This is a genomic window from Pontibacter russatus (assembly GCF_009931655.1).
In the GTDB taxonomy this organism is placed as follows: domain Bacteria; phylum Bacteroidota; class Bacteroidia; order Cytophagales; family Hymenobacteraceae; genus Pontibacter; species Pontibacter russatus.
In genome coordinates, this window is record NZ_CP047984.1 from 3,551,660 (window position 1) to 3,569,420 (window position 17,761).

Consider the following 17,761-nt stretch of genomic DNA (forward strand, 5'->3'; position numbering starts at 1 on the left):
GTCTTACTTAGAACACATACCGCACGTGCAGGGCCGTGTTCCAGAAGCCGCCGCCCACCGGAATGTTCAGGTAAGGCTTCACGTCTGCGCCGATGGTGAAGGGGATGTCCCGTATATAGTACTCCAGTCCGAGGATGCCGTCAATTCCCACACCCAGCACGTCGTCGTCGTAATGCTTGTGGCCGCGGTCGTAGTAGTCGTGGCCGTCCCAGAAGCCGACGTGGCCGCCGAGGCCGTAGTACCACAGCAGCCCTTCCGCGTTAAATGCCTGCGCGTGCTTCTCGTACAGCACGGTCACCACGGTGCCCCTGTACCGGAAGCTGGTGCTGACGATGCCCTCGATGGCGGCGTCGCTGCTGATGAAGTGCTTGACGGTGAGGCCGGAGGCGCTGCCTCCCCGCAGGCCGATGCCTGTGGTGTAGCTGCTCTGGGCGTTTGCGCTAAAGGCCATGCACAGCACAAGGGCCAGTGCGAAAGAAATGCGGTAGATGGTTTTCATGAAACTGTTAAGAAATTAGGTAAGCAATGGCTGCGGCCTGAACCCAGGCAACAGCGGCAGCAAAATTACTAATCTTAACGTAGCAAAAAACCGATTTTGTGTGGCTGGCGCTACTTATTCGGGCTGGTTTTGTAGTCCTGCAGGTAGGCTGTTTTGCCGGTGCGCCGCCCGATGAGCTTGAAAAAAGAGATAAAGTGCTGCTGGTCAAGCTGCAGGGCCTTGGCAAAAGGGTCGGGCGTTCCCGCCTCCTCGTAATCTTTTATATACTGCTCGCGCACCTGCTGCGCCTCCTCCAGTTCCTGGGCTGCTTGTATCTGCACCAGCCCCGTTTTCTCCCACAGCTTTTTCCACCAGCCGATGGTATGGATAAAGTACCAGTACTTCTGGTAATCCTGGCTTAAAAAATCCGGCACTTGCGCCACCGACTCGATTTCCCTTGTGAAGCAAACGTCCACGATGGCCAGGCAGCCTCCGGGCTTGAGGAAGCGGGCGATATAGGGCAGGTACTTTTCGTCGGTGCCGAAGTAGGTATAGGAGTCTACCACAATCACTGCATCAAAGTATTCTTCGGCGAAGGGCAGGGAACGGGCGTCGGCCTCTAGCGGGATCACCTTTTCCGCGCAACCGGCGTCCAGTATGCGCTGGTAGTTGTCGCTGGCTGCGATGGCCTCGTCCACGGCCCACACGGTCACCCCGAACTCCTTCGCCAGAAAGATAGAGCTGATGGCCTTGCCGCAGCCCAGGTCCAGCACCCGCATCCCCGGCTTCAACTCCAGCGACTTGGTGAGGCTCTCGAGGTTGAAGAGCACATTCTCGCCCATGGAGTGCCGGCGCACCCACTCCGGGTCATATTGGGAGGCTTTCGGGAAAGCGTGTTGCAGCGGTTGTTCAGATGGCATATATAAAGCGTTAGCGGCGATAAGTTAAACGTGATAGCTGTATGGTTGAATGGTTAAATTGTTGAATGGTTGTGGGCTTGTTAATGGATGGTTGATCTATTATATAGAAATACAGCATCATATCGTCATTTGTGCTATATATGGCTACTCCCCATAAATAACCATTAAACCATTTAGCCATATAGCAACTAACAATCAGCAACCAACAATCAGCTAAAGCTTAGCGCCGAGCCTGGCAATGTCGTCGGAGGGATGGATATATACGCCGCGCTGGTCCTGCGAGGCGGCATACAGCATGCCTTTGGCTACGGTTTCCGCCTCAATGGGTTTGTATTTTTCCAAAGGGCCTACCATCAGCCCGCTCAGCGGTTTCATAATTTTGGAGGCGAACGCCTCACCGGCACGGTGTTCTTCGCGCTCCCCCAGCAGCAGCGACGGCCGGAAGATATGCACCGCTTTGAAGGGCTGCGCTTTTACGTGCTGCTCCATCTCGCCTTTCACCTTGTTGTAGAAAAACATGGAACCGGCATCAGCCCCCATGGCCGAGACAACCAGAAACTGCGAGGCGCCTTTCTGCGCGGTGATTTCCGCCAGTTGGGCCACGTAGGTATAGTCCACTTTATAAAACGCTTCTTTGGAACCTGCCTTTTTGATGGTGGTGCCGAGGCAGCAGAACACATCATCGGCCACCAGGTTGGCGGAAAAGTTCTTCAGGTTGTCGAAATCCACCAGGCGCTGCTCCAGGTTGGGGAAGATAAGGGGCAACTCCCGGCGGCCAGCCGATACCACCTCGCTGTAGCGCGGGCATTTCAGGAGCAGTTGCAGGAGTTGGCCGCCAACCAAGCCACTGGCACCGACGATAAGGGCAGTTCTTACTTTTTGCATAAAACATATAGCTTACGCAGTCAGTACGTGCTTCAGGGCTGTATAGGCTGAAAAGAATGATATCTTGATACGGAAAATATTCTGTTGCGGCAGCCCGCCATATATAGGGGTTATAAAAGCGCTACACCAGCCGGATGCTATCCTCTTCCAGCTTTATTTTTCCGGCTTTATACAGGCCGCCGATGGCGCGCTTGAACGTTTTTTTACTCATGGCGAGGGTTTTATAGATGTCCTCGGGTGTGCTGCTGTCGGAGAGGGGGAGCCAGCCGTTGCCCTGCTGCAGCAGCCGCAGTATTTTTTCGGAGGCGTCCTCCGCCTCGCTTAGGATGGTGGCGTCCGGCTTGCGCAGCGTCACGTCAATCTTGTTGTCGGGGCGGATGGCCTTGATATAGCCGGTGGTCTTGTCGCCCATGTGCAGGTCCTGGAACACCTCGTTGCGGTAGAGGATGCCCATATAGGCGTTGTTGATGATGACCTTGATGCCGATATCGGTGAAACCTGCCACCAGCAACTGCACTTCTTCACCTTCAGTCAGTTGGATATGGTCGTTCTGCAGGTATTTGCGCAGTTTGGAGGTGGCCACCACGCGGTCCGAGGCCTCGTCCAGGTACAGGTACACGCAGTACTTGCGGCCCACCTCCATCTTGTCTTTCTGGTTGTGGAAGGGCACCAGCAGGTCTTTCTCCAGGCCCCAGTCCAGAAAAGCGCCGAAAGGGGCGGTGTCGGTGCAGGTGAGGCAGGCAAACTCGCCCACGGTGGCATAAGGCGTCAGGTCGGTGGCGATGATGCGGTCTTCGGAGTCGCGGTACACAAACACCCGCACAAAGTCGCCCACCTGCGCCCCTTTCGGGATGTATTTGGCGGGCAGCAGGATATCGCCGTCGTCGGAGGTGAGGTATACCCCGAAATCCACCTCGCGCGCTATTTCCAGTACGTTGTAATTGCCAAGGTCTACCATATATAAAGTCGCTGTGTCTGTCTTTTTAACGCAGTTCCCCGCCCTGCAAATCTAACAAAAAGCAGCCGAGGGTGAAAGCCGCCGTTAATTTAGCCTGTATATATAAAACGGGGGTATACGCATGCAACGTTTTGACCGATTTCCGGGTCCTATATAAGTAAGCATTTGCCAATCTCTATGGAACGTTCAAGCCTTTTTCCGATGCTCCCCCAACCCCCCGGGGCACTTGCCTTCCAGTTTAGTCCCGACGCCTGGGCCGCAGCCCCGGATGAATTTGTGTCCGTCAAAAAGAATGGCCTCGCCTGGGCCGGAGTGCCGGAAATGCACCTGAACAAAGCCACCTCCACGCTTACGCTTCTGGGAATAGCTAACCGTCCGGCAGACGAGGAAGTGCTCGTCCTGAAACTGAAGTTTGAGGGCCCCGGCACGTATTCGCTCACGAAACAGCAGGCGTACTATTACACCACTGCCGGGGGGCACGAGCTGACAAGCGCCTATGAGCTGGCTTCCTGCGCGGCGGGGGTGCTGGAGATTTCCGGCTACGACCCGGCCGAGATGTTGCTGGAAGGAAGCTTCCGGGTGGTGCTGACGAAAGAGCAGGGCGGCCCGGAAACTAATGCAGAGGCAGTGACTTTTACCGAAGGCCGGTTCAGGGGGAGGGTTGCCATATAGCCCGGAGCCATATATAAAAAGCATATATAAAAAGGCAGCCCCGCGGGCTGCCTTTTTATATATGGCTTAGTAAGATGACTGTTCTACGCCTTTGGTTTGGCGGCGGGTTTCCTGGCAGTGGTTCTGAGGCCTTTTTTGCCAGCCGAGGCTTTGTCGTCTTCCTCCATGATATCCTCCGGCCGCGCAATCAGCCCGATGGAAAGGCCGTCTTCGCCCAGGAAGTGCTCGATGTGGTGGCAGCGGTCCTCGGTTTTGAACAGGATGCCTTCCAGCAGCGACTTGGTGCCGAAGTCGTCGTGCTCAAACGCCAGCTTGATAGACTTGCGCAGTTCCACCGCAATGGTTTTCTCATCCTCCATGTCCTTTTGCAGCATTTCCCGGATGCGGAACTCGCCTTCTTCCTCGTGTGCTATATAGGCCAACTCTATTTGCCTGGCCGGGTGACAAGTCGGCACCACGCCCATCACGGTCAGGCGCTCGGCAATGGCGTCGTACTGCTCGTGAATCTGTGTGTAATGGTCCTCGAAAAACAGGTGCAGGTCGCGGAACTGCGGGCCCTCCACCAGCCAGTGGTGCTTGTGGTACTGGTTATATAGGATGATGAACGAAGCCAGGTGGCGGTCCAGTTCTGCGGCCATTTTCAGGGCCGTTTCTTTTTTCAGCCCCACCGGGTTTCCCTCGTACTCTGATTTCTCTCTAACTTTTTCCATAGTCGGTTTTCGCGTGCTTTTTTGGTTTTGTACCTCTTTAACAGGCAAACCGGCAAAAAGGATACGCCCGCCCTCTAATAAAACTCAGCCACGCCGGGGCGGGTGAACCGGAAATCGCGGAAGTCGTAATAGGGCCGCGATGACTCAAAAATCTTGAACTCGTTGATGCTCTCGTTGGGTGGCAGCTGCGGATAGTAGCTGATGAGAAACTGTATGGTGCTGAAGGACAGGTACTCGTTCCGGAACCGGAAACCGATGCCGTAGCCCCGGTAAGGCGCGTCTCTGAACGGGATGCTCTTGTTGCCGGTAGACAGCCAGGCCACATCAGCGAAGAAAACGGTGGCCAGCTTAAACCCGAAAAGCGAGAAAGGCGTGTAGAGGTTCGCCTCGTAGTTGAGCGCCACCCGGCGCGAGCCCCGCAACAGGCTGGAGCGGAAGCCCCGGATGCCGCTCTCGTTGTTGATGGAGAGCAGTTCCTCGGGGTTGCGGTTGATGCCCCAGGTGCCGCGCCCCCATATAAAATGGCGCAGCTTCCAGTTGCCCCACTCATACAGCCTGGTAAAGTAGAGGCTCTCCAACTGCACCACGCCCTGTTCCCACTCGCCCTCCCGCCGGAAAGAGTCGTAGGAGGCGCGGCCGTAGAGGTAGCCGAAGGTGGGGGCGTACTTTGCCATGGAGAGCGACGCCCCCAGGTACTTCCGCTGCCGCAGGTCGCCGTTCTCATACCCGCCGGTGAGGGAGAGGAGCCCGCCTGCCGGTATATCCTCTGTCCGGCCAAAGCCGAAGAGGTAGCGGTCTTTGTAGTACTTCCGGACGCTGTAGCCGAGGCTGCCCATCACCAGCGTGTTGTCCTGGAAATTCTCGGTGGCTATGACGGAGTAGTTGGTGTTGATGACCCGGAGCCCCGCAATCAGGCGGCCGCGCGGCTCAAACCCCAGATAATACGTCTTGAACTTGAACGAGCGGCCCAGCCAGACGTCCTGTTGGTTATAGGCCAGGTTGCTGTAGCGCGGGATGGTGTCCTCTTCGGTGGGGGGCAGCATGATGCGCTCCTCTATCCAGCTGGCGCCCGCCGCGCCCGCGTACTTGGTGTTGGTCGCGAAAAAGTCGCGGCTCAGGAAAGCGCTCTTCTCTTTGTAGTAATTTTTATGCACAAAGGCCATATCGGCGGTTATATAGGTTCTGCCGATGTTCTCGATGGTGTAGTAGCCCGCCGCCTCCCAGGAGCGGGGCGCGTTGTCGATGCCGAAGCGGTAGGACAGCTCCGTCTGATGGCCCTGGCCCAGGAAGTTGAGCTCGCGCAGCGTGACGCGGCCCCGGCCGGAGGAAGGCGTGAAGGAGCCGGACCCGCCCAGGCTGAAGATGTCCTTCGTGATGACGAACACATCCACGCTGTCGGCGGTGGTGGTCTCCTCGTTCACGATGATGCGGGCATCCAGCAGGTAGTCCGTCTGGCGCAGCAGGCGCTCCGACTCCACCAGCGCCAGCGGCTCCAGGGGCTCCATCTTCTCAAAGAGCAGCTTGTTGCGGATAAGGCCCCGGCCCGTTTTCACGTGGAGCGAGTTGCCCAGTTTCTCTAGGATGTTCTGAGGCACCCGGGCCGTGTCGTTGATAGAGTAGCCAAAAGCGTCCAGAGACAGAATATCGATCCGGCGCACGATTTTATAGGTGTGCTTCTCGTACTCGCGCTGTATCAGCTCGGCATCCAGGCCATATACCTCCTCATCCACCTGGTCGAAGACCAGCACGGCCTTCAGCAGTTTTCCCATGATGGTTTTGCGCTCCGACAGTTTCTTCAGGTTGTCCATCACGCGATCGTCGAAGCGCTGCCGGGTAGTGTCGGTCAGGGTAGAGTCCTGAACGGCGGCGGGTACCTCCTGCGCACGGCACACCCTGCCCAACAGCAACAGCAGCCCCAACAGGCACAGCAGTGGCAGGCGGTAAAGTTTCGGGTGCGGATAGGACATAAGTACAGGTTGGTGGCGCTCAGGCATCTGTTTGTACAGCCTACTAATATAACGGTTTACGGAGGCATTAGTGCTACCGGCGACTGTAAAATTAGGCTCCCGCTCTTTACAGGAACATTTGCGGCATATATAAAGTAAATCTATGTGCTAACATTTTTAGCTTATGCACACTTGTTGATAACCATGTGTATAAAATTTGCTAATAATATTAGGTGATATCCGGTTGATGCCTTACCTTTAAGCTATTGAAAGGGATGAACGTCAGCTATATGGACAGTAAAATAACAGGCAAACTAAAAGTGTTAGCAGATGCTGCGAAGTACGACGTTTCCTGCTCGTCCAGCGGCGGTAAGCGCAAAAACGAAAACAAAGGCCTGGGCAACGCCGAGGGCATGGGCATCTGCCACAGCTACACCGAAGACGGCCGCTGCGTGTCGCTGCTCAAGATACTGCTCACCAACTTCTGCATATATGACTGCGCCTACTGCGTAACGCGCAAGAGCAATGATGTGCAGCGGGCGGCCTTTACGGTGCAGGAGGTGGTGGACCTGACGATTAACTTTTACCGCCGCAACTATATAGAGGGGCTGTTCCTGAGCTCCGGCATTTTCAAGAACTCCGACTATACCATGGAGCGCCTCGTGCGGGTGGCCAAGAAGCTGCGGCAGGAGCACAGGTTCAACGGCTACATCCACCTGAAAACCATACCGGGCGCCAGCGAGGAACTCATCAAAGAAGCGGGGCTATATGCCGACCGGCTGAGCGTGAACATCGAGCTGCCGTCGGAGGCGAGTTTGCAGCAACTGGCCCCGGAGAAGAACTACACAGAGATTCTGCTGCCCATGGGCGCTATCAGCCGGCAACTGGTGCAGGCCAGGGAGGAGAAAAAGCTGTTCAGGTCGGCCCCGGCCTTTGCGCCCGCCGGCCAGAGCACGCAACTGATCGTGGGGGCCTCTGCCGAAAACGACCACCAGATTCTGCAGCTGTCCGACCAGTTATATAAAAGCTTCAGCCTGAAGCGCGTCTACTATTCCGGTTATGTCCCCGTGAGCAGCGACAGCCGCCTGCCCATCATCGCGGAGCCGCCCATCATCCGTGAGAACCGCATTTACCAGGCTGACTGGCTCATGCGTTTCTACGGCTTCGACGCGAAGGAGATCGTGGACGAGCAGCACCCGCACCTGGAGCTGGACATTGACCCGAAACTGGCGTGGGCGCTGCGCAACCGCTTCGTGTTTCCGGTGGAGGTGAACACGGCCGATTATGAGCTGATCCTGCGCGTGCCGGGCATCGGGGTGAAGTCGGCGAAGAAGATTGTGTCGGCGCGGCGGTTTACACAGCTGAGCTTTGAGCACCTGCGCCAGATGGGGGTGGTGCTCAAACGGGCGAAGTATTTTATCACCTGCCAGACCCGGAGCCTGCAGCGCCAGGAGTTCGACTCGCACCAGATCCGAAGAAAGATCCTGTTCGGCGACGGTTCCCTGCGAAGCGCGCTGCTCACACAGCAACTGGACCTGTTCCGGAAAGTCGGCTAAAGCCAAGGTGGTTTTCCATGAAAGCCAGGGGGAGCCGGGAAGGCCTGTTTTCCTATGTCTAATATCTTTTGTCTTAAAAAGGAGCCATGGCCACAGCAAAAAGAAAAGCAGTCATTTCAAATTATAGAGCAAAGTCTGTCACACTTAAAAAAGTTACTGTTATGAGAAAGAACCAGAAAGTCGCCCGCGTATCGCTTTGCTGCAAACTGAACATGCTGGTGCCCCAACTGCAGCGCCTGACGGCCAGGATGCAACCTGAGACGCAGGACAAAAACCGCGGCGGCTACAGCGGCGGCAAGTAACCCGGCATGCACCTCTATACCTACGACGGTTCGTTTGAAGGACTGCTGACGGTGGTGTTTGAGGCGTATGAGCGGAAAGCCTGGCCCACCGCCATCGAGCAGCAGCACCTGGCGCAGCCCAGCATGTTCGGCGAAACTGTTGCCGTGCCTGCCGATGAGCAGAAGGCGCAGCGCGTGTGGCAGGGGCTGCAGAAAAAGTTGTCTGGGGGAGCGCTGAAGGAATTATACCATACCTTCCTGTGGGAGCAGCCGGGCTTCGAGCAACTGATTTTCGATTATATCCGCCTGGCCTTCGGTTCCAATGAAAATATCGAGGGGAATTATGCGGCTCCCTGTGTGCTGCAGGTGCAGCAGGCGGCAAAGCAGGTACACCGCGAGAAGCACCGGATGGAGGCTTTTGTGCGTTTCCAGAAAACTTCCGACGGCCTGTTTTACGCCACTATTTCCCCGGACTTCAATGTGCTGCCGCTGATTGTAAGACACTTTGAGAAGCGGTATGCCGACCAGCGCTGGGCCATATACGACACCCGCCGCCGCTACGGCGCCTACTACGACCTGCAGAGCACGCGGCTGATAAACCTCGAGCTGCCACCGCAGCAGCGGCAGGCAACAGTGGCGGCTGCCGCCCTGGATGCCGAGGAGGAGGGGTACAGGCAACTTTGGCAGGTTTACTTCGAGAGTGTGAACATTCCCGAGCGGCGAAACCCGAAACTGCACCTGCGCCACCTGCCAAGGCGCTATTGGAAGTACCTCTCCGAGAAACAGCCCCAAAGCCTGCGTTGAACGCGGGCTGACTTGAGGTATATATGCCCCTTACCCGTTGCAGAAACTTGATTCACAATAAGATAAGCATTCTGCGAAGAGGCCCGAATAACTGCCTTGGAGCTTTTGGCGCGGTATCTTACGTAGTTGTACTAAAAAGAGATGGGAATCGTGCCTTGGATGTAACTTTGTTTCCCTAAATACGTTCATAGTAATATATATCACTTTAATTGTGCAGCAGAAGGGGAATGTTGTGCGCTTTGTTGTGTGCATATATCCACTTTTTGCCGAAATCTTATTTTGTATTATGAACATACGGGTACGAAAGAAACTGATTCAAGTCGCTCGTGGTCGGGCGCACCTGATGTCCTTCCAAAATCTAATCTACGAGGCCGAACTCGGCCTGAACCTTGAAAACTCCTACGAAAAATCGATGCTGACAGAGGTGATCGATGAAATATCGGAGAAAGAGCATGCCGCAGGGAGGCCGCTGCTGAGTGCGCTGGTGCGCGTAAAAGGGCAGAAAAACCAAGGCGACAATTTCTTCAGGCTTTGTGAGCGGTTGGGCTACGGAAGCTGGAAGGAACTGAAGCGGAACCACAAGTTTATTGAAGAGCAGCGGGAAGCCTGCCGCGAGTTCTGGCAGGACCGCAAAAATTTCGCATCCTATCTGTAACGCAGATAAAATTATCCTAAGGCGCAACTAACGCCAATTTTTTGTGGCGTAGTTGGTGCTGCAGCCATAAGTTAAGCCCGTGCCGCTGGCGTTATGCCAGCGGCACGGGCTTTTTTATGTCCCTTCCTGTGTGATAAATGCGTGTGCGGCAAAATGCCGACCCGGTTGTAGTAATGTCCTGGGCAAAAGACAATTGGGAGGCTCCTGCCATGCTGGCCCATATCTTGTGGCCTGGAACAGGTGTCCGGATAGAGTACAAGTTCCGAAAGGTAGGGTTGTTACCGGTCAACCGGAGTAGATGAGGCAGGTATTAGTGCGTCAACCGCCTGTAAAGTCTACGCCTTGCCCGTGGAACCCGAGTTGCAACAGGAGCCGATGGCAAAAGCTTTCGCCCCGGAACACGTGCTGAGGGAAGCTATATAGCAGTTAATAGGTGGTGAAAAGATATAAAAAGACCTTAAAGTAAAGAAATACATAAAATTATTTAATTTTAATTTGGCTATATATATAAATATACTTTTCTTTATGAAGAATAAGTAACTCAGCTGCGCGGGTCTGAAAGGGCGGCGCTGTAACCCTTGCGTGGACTCACAACTGCTTCTGAATTTATAACCTTAATACAATTACTTTTAGCCGCTTGTCTATGAAAGCAAGAACTTTTACAAAATTCATTATCCTATTTTTTCTTCTGGGAAGCGCCTCGCTTCAGGCGCAGGCGCAGGCAGGCAAATTTGGCAAGGTGGAGGAGGCCGAGCTCAGGATGCAAACCTACGAAAAAGACACCAGCGCCGCCGCCGTGGTGTTATCGGATTACGCCCTGACACGCTTCGACTTTTCGGGGGAGATCAGGGTGATAACAGAGCGCCATATGCGCATCAAAATCCTGAAGAAGTCGGGCTACGACGTGGCCAACATCTCGGTGCCATATTACTCCTACGGCACTACAAGGGATAAAGTGATGAGCATAAAAGGGTATACCTACAACCTGGAGGGCAGCGAGATTGTGAAGGAGAAGCTTGACTCCAAAACGGTTTTTGACGAGAAGCGCAACGAGTACTGGTACCTCAAGAAGTTCACGATGCCCAACATCAAGGAGGGCTCCGTGATTGACGTGGCCTATACCATCAGTTCGGAGCGCGTCTACAGCCTGGATGACTGGGAGTTCCAGCGCTCCATCCCGACTGTGTGGAGCGAGTACCGCCTGCGCATCCCGGAGTATTTCGACTACAAGTTCCTGATGCAGGGCTACCACCCCCTGTACCAGACCGACAACCAGAAATCTGGCGGAACCAATATGGTGAACAACGCCTACGTCTGGATCATGAAAGACGTGCCGGCCCTGAAGGAGGAGAACTACATCACATCTATCACCGATTACCAGTCCAAAATCGGGTTTGAGCTGCAGCAGGTGCGCTTTCCGGGAGAGGCTGCCCGCATCATGACGGGCAGTTGGGACAAAGTGAACGAGGACCTGCTGACATCCGAATATTTTGGCAATCAGCTAAAACGCAACAACTTCTTCAAAGAAGACCTGGCCGCCGTGCAGGCGAAACACAAGGAGCCGGAGCAGCAGATGCTCGCCATCTTCGAACTGGTGAAAGCAAGAATGACCTGGAACGACAAGACCGGCCTTTTTGCTGAAAACCCTATCCGGAAAACGTACGATCTCCGGCAGGGCAGCGCCGCAGAAATTAACCTGCTCCTGACGTCGATGCTGCGGGAGGCGGACCTGGAGGCAAACCCGGTGGCGGTCAGCACCCGTGACCACGGCCGCGTGCTGACATCGAACTCCCCGATGATCGGCAAATTCAATTATGTGATTGCGCATGTGAAGGTGGGAGACAAGGAGTATCTACTGGATGCCACTGAGCCGCTGCTGCCGGCTGGCATGCTGCCCTTCCGCTGCCTCAACGGACACGGCCGCCTGATTAAGAAGGATGGCCACGGCTGGGTTGCCCTGAATGCCTCCTCTCCGCGTTCCACACTCTTCAGCGCCGACATCACCATCAACAGCAAAGGCGGGATGGCCGGGACCGGCCACGAGTCGGCAGCGGGCTACAACGCCCTGTACCTGCGCAAAACCATACTGGAAGAAGGCGAAAGCAAATATGCCGAGAGCAAGGCCAAGGAGGTGGGCGATTTTAAGATGGGCAAGCCCGAGATCAAGAACCTGCGCGACATTGACAGCGCGCTGGACATCACCTACGAAATCAGCGCCAGTGGCAGTGGGCAGGAGAACAGCATTATTTACCTGAACCCGATGCTGGGCCAGGGAGAGAAGGAGAACCCCTTTAAGCTGGAGGAGCGCCTGTACCCGGTTGATTTCGGCGCGCCGATAGACGAGACCTATATGTGCCGCTTCACGATTCCGGAAGGATATGCGCTGGACGAGGCGCCCAAGAGCATCGCTGTGAACCTCCCCGAGCAGGCGGGCCGCTTTATGTATGTGGTGCAGCAGCAGGGCAACGTGGTGCAGGTCATGAGCAAGGTGAGCATCAACAAGCCCGTGTTCTACGCGCCGGAGTACGGCAACCTGAAGGAACTCTACAACCAGATCATCGCCAAGCACGCCGAGCAGATTGTGCTGAAGAAGCTGGCTGCCAAGTAGAGACGCAAGATTTTGTATCCTGTCTGTAGAGACGCAAAATCTTGCGTCTCTACAGACCCCATATTTCACCTTTTTGAGACAGACTCAACACAATCATTATGCACAAGCTATATACATTCCTGTGGGTGCTGGCAGGGCTCCTGCTGCTGCAGCCGCAGGCCCGCGCCACCGGCGATGAGGTGCTGGCAGAGCTGGCGAAGGATGCGAACATCATCATCCGGTCCGAGGAAACCATTTTCACGGTCAACTCCATCAGCAGCGGCACCACCACCTACAAAGTCATCCTCACCATCCTGAACGAGAACGGCAACCACCGCGCGAAACTGTATGTGGGCTACGACAAACTGACAAAGGTAGAGTATATAGAGGGGACCTCGTACGACCGCTTCGGCAAGAAGATCAAGTCGCTGAAGAACAAGGACATCGTGGACATGAGCGCGGTGGATGACGGCTCGCTGTTTACAGACAACCGGGTGAAGATTGCCAACCTGACGCATACCGTGTTCCCTTACTCCGTGGAGTTTTCTTACGAGCTCTCCAACAGCAACATGTTGGTTTACCCGGGCTTTTACCCGCAGGACGAGGAGCGCCTGTCGGTTGAGAAAGCCATATATGAAGTGCGGGTGCCGCTGGGCATGCAGCTGCGCTACCACGAAAGCAACATGCCGCAGGCCGTCAAGAAAGGAGCTACCGCTACGCATGATACTTATATATGGCAGGTGGAGCACCTGAAGCCGGTGGAGACCGAGCCGTACGGGCCGGATTTTGTGGAGCTGGTGCCGGTGGTGCGCACCGCCCCCTCCGATTTCGAGGTGGAAGGCTACAAGGGCAACATGGACACCTGGAAGAGCTACGGACAGTGGTTCAACCAGCTGAACCAGGGCCGCGACGTGCTGCCGGAGGCGACAAAGCAAAAACTTACCGCACTTACCGCCAACGCCAAAACCGAGGAGGAAAAAGTGCGGATGATATATGACTACCTGCAGGGCAAGACGCGCTATGTGTCCATTCAGCTGGGCATTGGTGGCTGGCAGCCATTCGAGGCCAGCTTTGTGGACAGCAAAGGCTACGGCGACTGCAAGGCGCTCACCAACTATACCCAGGCCATGCTGAAGGCAGTGGGCATTGCCTCGCACCATGCCCTGATTCGGGCCGGAGACGATGAGGCGGACATCAGGACGGCTTTTCCGAGCTCGCAGTTCAACCACGTGGTGCTGGCCGTGCCCTTGCCTAACGACACGCTCTGGCTGGAGTGTACGAGCCAGTCAGAGGCCGCCGGCTACTCCGGCAGCTTTACCGGCGGCCGCCATGCGCTGCTGGTAACGCCCGGGGGAGGCAAACTGGTGAAAACCAAAGATTATCTGGCCACCGACAACTCCCAACTGCGCCATATCACGGTGCGGCTGGATGAGAAGGGCAGCGGCACGGCCAGCGTCACGACCCGCTACAAAGGTCTGCAGCAGGAGTCGCGCAGCGGGATTATCCACAACCTGCAGCCCGACGAACAGCGCAAATGGTTGTACAGGCAGGTGCAGGTGCCGTCGTTCGAGATCAGCAAGTTTGCCTTCGAGCAGGAGAAAAGCCGGGTGCCGGTCGTGAAGGAGCAACTGGAGCTGAGCCTGCGCCAGTGCGCCACCATCAGCGGCAAGCGCATGTTCGTGACGCCCAACCTGATGAACAAGTGGACGCACGTGCCCGACCAGAAGGAAAAGCGGCTAACAGAAGTGGTGTGGGAGATGGCTTTCCTGGATGTGGACACCGTGGAGATTGAGCTGCCGGCCGGCTATGCCGTTGAGTTCCTGCCGCAGGAGATAAGCCATACCTCGGAGTTTGGCACATACAAGGCCACTGTAGAAGTAGAGGGCCAGCGCGTCATCTACCGGCGCAGCCTGCAGATGGACAAAGTCCGCTACAGCCCCGAGTCATATATAAAGCTGGTGGAGTTTTTCAACAATGTGATCAAGGCCGACGGCCAGCAGGTCGTGTTTGTGAAGAACATCCCCTGATATATAGCCGTTGAGCTTATTATACAGCGCCACTACATATAATTGTAGTGGCGCTGCTGTTTAGTGTTAGCTGGGTCGGGCGCCTTACATCTCCTACTCGTGAGCAAGCCCGGAACACTACACACGATTCACATCACACTAAAACCGATACCGCACCTGCGCCTTCACATCTGATCTCGCAGGTCCCTCAATCGTGTCGAGGCCTGAGCCGACGCTGTTTTGGTTACGGTAGTGCGTAACACCGTACTTCAGCCATATATCCAGCTTGCGGTGCGGGCGGAATTGCAGCAGCGCATAGAAGCGGCTGCCTTTGCCGCTGAAGGCCGGGATGGAGAACGCAGACAGCACATCGCGCTCATACACATACTGGCGGGTGTCGTAGCTGTCGGTGTCAAAGAGGGCGTAGCGGGTGCTGAGGCGTACCCTGTCAAAGCTAAAATTCACATCCTGCGCAATCAGATAGCCTTTCGTACGGGGCGATTCGTGGCTGTAAGTGCTGAACTGCACCCGCGACTTCAGGGTGATGATTTTAGTGGCAGCCGTCTCAAAATGGATAAGGTAGTTCCGCCGATCCGTCTGCGCCACATAATCCATCGGCGTAGCGTTCTCTGCTACGTTGCGGCCCTTGCTTTCGTAGCGCATCTGGGCATATAGCCCGCTCTCCCGGTTAGGTTTAAAATATAGCCGCACCATATACTCATGGCCATAGGAGGGCGCATCTACGAGGTAGCGCAGCCACGGAAACCGGAAGCGGTCATAATACGCCGTCACCTCCCACTTTGCATAAGGCCTGATTTTGATGCCAGTATATAATCCCTGCTCATTCATGTTGCGGGTGCCCTCGCTGAAGGCGCTGCCGTAAAAGCTGTGGAAGTTACGGGCGTAGTAGCGGTACAGCATCGCCAACTCGATATGGTTCGAGAGGTTCGCGACCAGCCCGTTCACGCTCCCGATGCCGCCGCTTTTGCTCATGGCCGTCTCCCCGAACAGGTACACATTCTGCCAGGTGTAGCTGTAGTGGGTGCCGAGGTTGTAATTGTTCGTGCCGCCAAACTCGAAGCGCTGATATGGTGCCCCGGCCTTTTGTATAGGCGAGCTGTAGTGCGTGCCGAGGGCGGTGAGGCCCAGGTTCAGGGTTCTGTCGCGGGACTGGTAGCTGGCGGTGGTGCCATATACCTGCTCCCGCACCCGGTGCTTGTTGGCCAGCTCGGTGGGGGTGCGGTGGAAGCCGGTGGTCTGGATACCAGAAAAGAAATCATCAAAAGCAGCGAGCGTGTCCAACTGGGTCTGCAGGTTCGCATCCACCCGTTTGTTCGAGTAAAAGCCCGTTATATCTATTCTGCCTAAATTATACGTTACTGCCGCTCCCCTCAGAAAAGCATATTCCAGCACCGAACTGTAGGGCCTGATGCCCACGCTGGCCCGGCTCACGGTGGCAATGGTTTCGCTGCCCTTGCCCACGCTGTAGCCCGAGGAGAGCAGCAGCCCCTGCCCGATTTGCAGCTGGTAATCGCCGAGGGCGATGGCCTTGAACCTGCCCCTGTTATATAGCTGCAGGTGCGCCGTATAATAATCAAAGCCATACCGCCTGGTGCCGGGACTCCATGTAAAAGCTTCGCCGGCGTCTTTCTCGGCTGCAATGCCAAAGCTGTAATCGCGGGCGTGGCTGATGCGGTAGCGCATATATAGTTTTTCAGGCGAGCCAAGGTAGCGGGTGGTGGCGCGGCTGCTGGTGTCGAGGGGCATATAGCCACGGCGTTGCTGTAGCGTGCGCTCGTAGCGGAGAATCAGCGCATTGTTGTCTTCCCCGATCATGCGCTGCCACAGCGGCCGCTGGTCGGCCTGCAGCCCCGCGTCCTGCACCTGCACAAACGGTAGCAGCCTGCGGATGGTGAGTAGGTCAAAACCGGGGATGGCCTGCAGTTCATATATGCTCAGCAACTCCCCGTTTTCGGCTATATAGCTGAAGAAGGAAGCTATCTGCGGGCGCGACAGGATATATAAAGATGCAAGTTCTTCGGGCGTGGCACGGTTCAGGTCGAGAGGCCGCTGGTAGTACTGGAAGAGCGTCTCATAGAAGTCCTCGTACGGCACGTTGGCGTCGTCCTGCTCGGAGAACAACTCCTGCACCAGCAGGTCCAGGTCGATTTGCTGGCGCGGGTAGTCCTGCGCGTGCCCGGGCATATAGCCTGTATATATGACAAGCGCCAGCAGCAGCCGTCTCATCGCGCATCCCCTTTCTGAAATTTATAGGAAACCGAGATATGGTGGCTGGAGCCGAGGCGGGTGGTGGAGCCAAATGCATAAGCCACCTGCAACTGACGCGCCTGAAACCCGATACCGAAGGTGGCGCTGCTGGTAAGTGTGCTGAAGCCGGTGCGCAGGGCCAGTTTCTCCTGCAGCAGCAGGTACTCCAGGCCTGCTTTGAACGTGGCATCATGGTCAATGCTTTTCTCTGTTTCCATCGCTAAAAGAAATCTTGGATAAGGCGCGTAGGAGAGGCCCGCTTTCATCACCGTGGCCAGCCGCTCGTCTTCAAAAGCAGCTAATTTAGCCTGGTTTATATTGAAGGCGTAGGCACCGAAGTACAGGTTTGGGAGTATCTCGCCCCGGCCGCCCACCGACAGCGCCACCGCTTTCCGGCTGCCGTAGCTCGCCACAGCCACCTGCCAAACCTCTGCCTTCGCGCCCAGGCTGAACTGCCCCAACCTGTGCGCCGCGCCTATCCCGACCGACTGCTGGCTATACAGCGCATCCCCAAACCGGCTCAGGCTGATGCCATATATGCCGAACTTGCCCGTGGGATACACCGCCTGCAGGGCCACCGTAGTAAACGCCAGTATCCCAAACCTGTTTTCGACATATACTCCTGCCTCCGGCTGCGCCAGGCTGGCAATGCCGGCTACATTGTTGTGCAGCGCCCACACATCAGGCAGCGTCACCGAGGCGTTCCCGAGGGCGGCGGCGCGTGCTCCCGTCGGCACACCGGCCTGCGCCCTTGCCAGGCCTGGAGCCAGCCAGCACACGGCTGCTATATATAGCAGTAAAAATTGCCTTTGCACGGTTGCGCTATTAGATTCTGCGAAGTTTTAGAATAAGTGCGGTTACGTTGCTCTTTCTGATTATGTTAAAAAGTATCCTTCCACAGTGCAAAACACCTGAAAGTGCCTGCATAGCGGAAATGTGTTGAACCTGACAGAGCCGCTGTTATATAGCTTACAATCTTCCTGCTGTTTCCTCTAAGGCAGAATTTTGGATGACTGAATGGATTAAACCTCACAG

Annotated in this window: 15 protein-coding genes; 7 read left to right on the plus strand and 8 right to left on the minus strand. The window is 55.8% G+C overall.

What is annotated here, in order from left to right; all coding sequences use genetic code 11:
- Positions 1 to 7: 7 nt before the first annotated feature.
- The 4 genes from GSQ62_RS14775 to GSQ62_RS14790 all read right to left on the minus strand — a co-directional run bounded on the left by GSQ62_RS14775 (position 8) and on the right by GSQ62_RS14790 (position 3,241).
- Positions 8 to 499, minus strand: a complete 492-nt coding sequence (locus GSQ62_RS14775; protein WP_161890219.1) for a hypothetical protein — start codon at positions 497 to 499, stop codon at positions 8 to 10.
- A gap of 110 nt (positions 500 to 609) precedes the next feature.
- On the minus strand, positions 610 to 1,398 hold the full coding sequence (locus GSQ62_RS14780) for an SAM-dependent methyltransferase (protein WP_161890220.1): 789 nt from the start codon (positions 1,396 to 1,398) through the stop codon (positions 610 to 612).
- Positions 1,399 to 1,611: 213 nt separating this feature from the next.
- Entirely contained in the window at positions 1,612 to 2,283 is a 672-nt protein-coding gene (locus tag GSQ62_RS14785) for an NAD-dependent epimerase/dehydratase family protein (RefSeq protein WP_161890221.1), read from the minus strand.
- A gap of 121 nt (positions 2,284 to 2,404) precedes the next feature.
- A complete protein-coding gene (locus GSQ62_RS14790; RefSeq protein ID WP_161890222.1) occupies positions 2,405 to 3,241 on the minus strand; it encodes a CvfB family protein in 837 nt (278 codons plus the stop codon).
- Between the two features lie 201 nt (positions 3,242 to 3,442).
- Here GSQ62_RS14790 and GSQ62_RS14795 point away from each other — a divergent pair, with 201 nt between their 5' ends.
- Positions 3,443 to 3,913: a DUF6252 family protein gene (locus GSQ62_RS14795; RefSeq protein ID WP_161890223.1), complete on the plus strand. Its 471-nt coding sequence runs from the start codon at positions 3,443 to 3,445 to the stop codon at positions 3,911 to 3,913.
- A gap of 83 nt (positions 3,914 to 3,996) precedes the next feature.
- Here the strand turns inward: GSQ62_RS14795 and GSQ62_RS14800 are convergent, their stop codons facing one another.
- Entirely contained in the window at positions 3,997 to 4,623 is a 627-nt protein-coding gene (locus GSQ62_RS14800) for a Dps family protein (RefSeq protein ID WP_161890224.1), read from the minus strand.
- 74 nt (positions 4,624 to 4,697) lie between these two features.
- Positions 4,698 to 6,590, minus strand: coding sequence for a BamA/TamA family outer membrane protein (locus tag GSQ62_RS14805; protein ID WP_161890225.1), 1,893 nt, complete (start codon positions 6,588 to 6,590; stop codon positions 4,698 to 4,700).
- 269 nt (positions 6,591 to 6,859) lie between these two features.
- Here GSQ62_RS14805 and GSQ62_RS14810 point away from each other — a divergent pair, with 269 nt between their 5' ends.
- From GSQ62_RS14810 to GSQ62_RS14835, 6 genes are all read left to right on the plus strand, one after another.
- A complete protein-coding gene (locus tag GSQ62_RS14810; protein ID WP_161890226.1) occupies positions 6,860 to 8,125 on the plus strand; it encodes a putative DNA modification/repair radical SAM protein in 1,266 nt (421 codons plus the stop codon).
- Positions 8,126 to 8,286: 161 nt separating this feature from the next.
- Positions 8,287 to 8,427, plus strand: a complete 141-nt coding sequence (locus GSQ62_RS14815; protein WP_161890227.1) for a hypothetical protein — start codon at positions 8,287 to 8,289, stop codon at positions 8,425 to 8,427.
- Positions 8,428 to 8,433: 6 nt separating this feature from the next.
- Positions 8,434 to 9,210 (plus strand): TIGR03915 family putative DNA repair protein, encoded by a 777-nt coding sequence (locus tag GSQ62_RS14820; protein WP_161890228.1) that lies wholly within the window; start codon positions 8,434 to 8,436, stop codon positions 9,208 to 9,210.
- A gap of 286 nt (positions 9,211 to 9,496) precedes the next feature.
- Positions 9,497 to 9,865, plus strand: a complete 369-nt coding sequence (locus GSQ62_RS14825; protein WP_237586649.1) for a hypothetical protein — start codon at positions 9,497 to 9,499, stop codon at positions 9,863 to 9,865.
- A 643-nt stretch (positions 9,866 to 10,508) separates the two neighbouring features.
- Positions 10,509 to 12,473, plus strand: coding sequence for a DUF3857 domain-containing protein (locus GSQ62_RS14830; protein ID WP_161890229.1), 1,965 nt, complete (start codon positions 10,509 to 10,511; stop codon positions 12,471 to 12,473).
- 98 nt (positions 12,474 to 12,571) lie between these two features.
- A complete protein-coding gene (locus tag GSQ62_RS14835) occupies positions 12,572 to 14,479 on the plus strand; it encodes a DUF3857 domain-containing protein (RefSeq protein WP_161890230.1) in 1,908 nt (635 codons plus the stop codon).
- A 138-nt stretch (positions 14,480 to 14,617) separates the two neighbouring features.
- Here GSQ62_RS14835 and GSQ62_RS14840 read toward each other — a convergent pair whose 3' ends face one another.
- Together GSQ62_RS14840 and GSQ62_RS14845 are read right to left on the minus strand one after the other, a co-directional pair.
- Positions 14,618 to 16,705 (minus strand): ComEA family DNA-binding protein, encoded by a 2,088-nt coding sequence (locus tag GSQ62_RS14840; protein ID WP_161890231.1) that lies wholly within the window; start codon positions 16,703 to 16,705, stop codon positions 14,618 to 14,620.
- Positions 16,702 to 17,541 (minus strand): PorV/PorQ family protein, encoded by an 840-nt coding sequence (locus tag GSQ62_RS14845; protein ID WP_161890232.1) that lies wholly within the window; start codon positions 17,539 to 17,541, stop codon positions 16,702 to 16,704. The genes GSQ62_RS14840 and GSQ62_RS14845 overlap by 4 nt, the downstream gene beginning before the upstream one ends.
- Positions 17,542 to 17,761 lie beyond the last annotated feature (220 nt).

What these genes read in the sequence shown, in the direction of transcription:
- GSQ62_RS14775 (WP_161890219.1), bottom strand. Translation starts at nt 499, where the DNA reads ATGAAAACCATCTACCGCATTTCTTTCGCACTGGCCCTTGTGCTGTGC.
- GSQ62_RS14780 (WP_161890220.1), bottom strand. Translation starts at nt 1,398, where the DNA reads ATGCCATCTGAACAACCGCTGCAACACGCTTTCCCGAAAGCCTCCCAA.
- GSQ62_RS14785 (WP_161890221.1), bottom strand. Translation starts at nt 2,283, where the DNA reads ATGCAAAAAGTAAGAACTGCCCTTATCGTCGGTGCCAGTGGCTTGGTT.
- GSQ62_RS14790 (WP_161890222.1), bottom strand. Translation starts at nt 3,241, where the DNA reads ATGGTAGACCTTGGCAATTACAACGTACTGGAAATAGCGCGCGAGGTG.
- GSQ62_RS14795 (WP_161890223.1), top strand. Translation starts at nt 3,443, where the DNA reads ATGCTCCCCCAACCCCCCGGGGCACTTGCCTTCCAGTTTAGTCCCGAC.
- GSQ62_RS14800 (WP_161890224.1), bottom strand. Translation starts at nt 4,623, where the DNA reads ATGGAAAAAGTTAGAGAGAAATCAGAGTACGAGGGAAACCCGGTGGGG.
- GSQ62_RS14805 (WP_161890225.1), bottom strand. Translation starts at nt 6,590, where the DNA reads ATGTCCTATCCGCACCCGAAACTTTACCGCCTGCCACTGCTGTGCCTG.
- GSQ62_RS14810 (WP_161890226.1), top strand. Translation starts at nt 6,860, where the DNA reads ATGGACAGTAAAATAACAGGCAAACTAAAAGTGTTAGCAGATGCTGCG.
- GSQ62_RS14815 (WP_161890227.1), top strand. Translation starts at nt 8,287, where the DNA reads ATGAGAAAGAACCAGAAAGTCGCCCGCGTATCGCTTTGCTGCAAACTG.
- GSQ62_RS14820 (WP_161890228.1), top strand. Translation starts at nt 8,434, where the DNA reads ATGCACCTCTATACCTACGACGGTTCGTTTGAAGGACTGCTGACGGTG.
- GSQ62_RS14825 (WP_237586649.1), top strand. Translation starts at nt 9,497, where the DNA reads ATGAACATACGGGTACGAAAGAAACTGATTCAAGTCGCTCGTGGTCGG.
- GSQ62_RS14830 (WP_161890229.1), top strand. Translation starts at nt 10,509, where the DNA reads ATGAAAGCAAGAACTTTTACAAAATTCATTATCCTATTTTTTCTTCTG.
- GSQ62_RS14835 (WP_161890230.1), top strand. Translation starts at nt 12,572, where the DNA reads ATGCACAAGCTATATACATTCCTGTGGGTGCTGGCAGGGCTCCTGCTG.
- GSQ62_RS14840 (WP_161890231.1), bottom strand. Translation starts at nt 16,705, where the DNA reads ATGAGACGGCTGCTGCTGGCGCTTGTCATATATACAGGCTATATGCCC.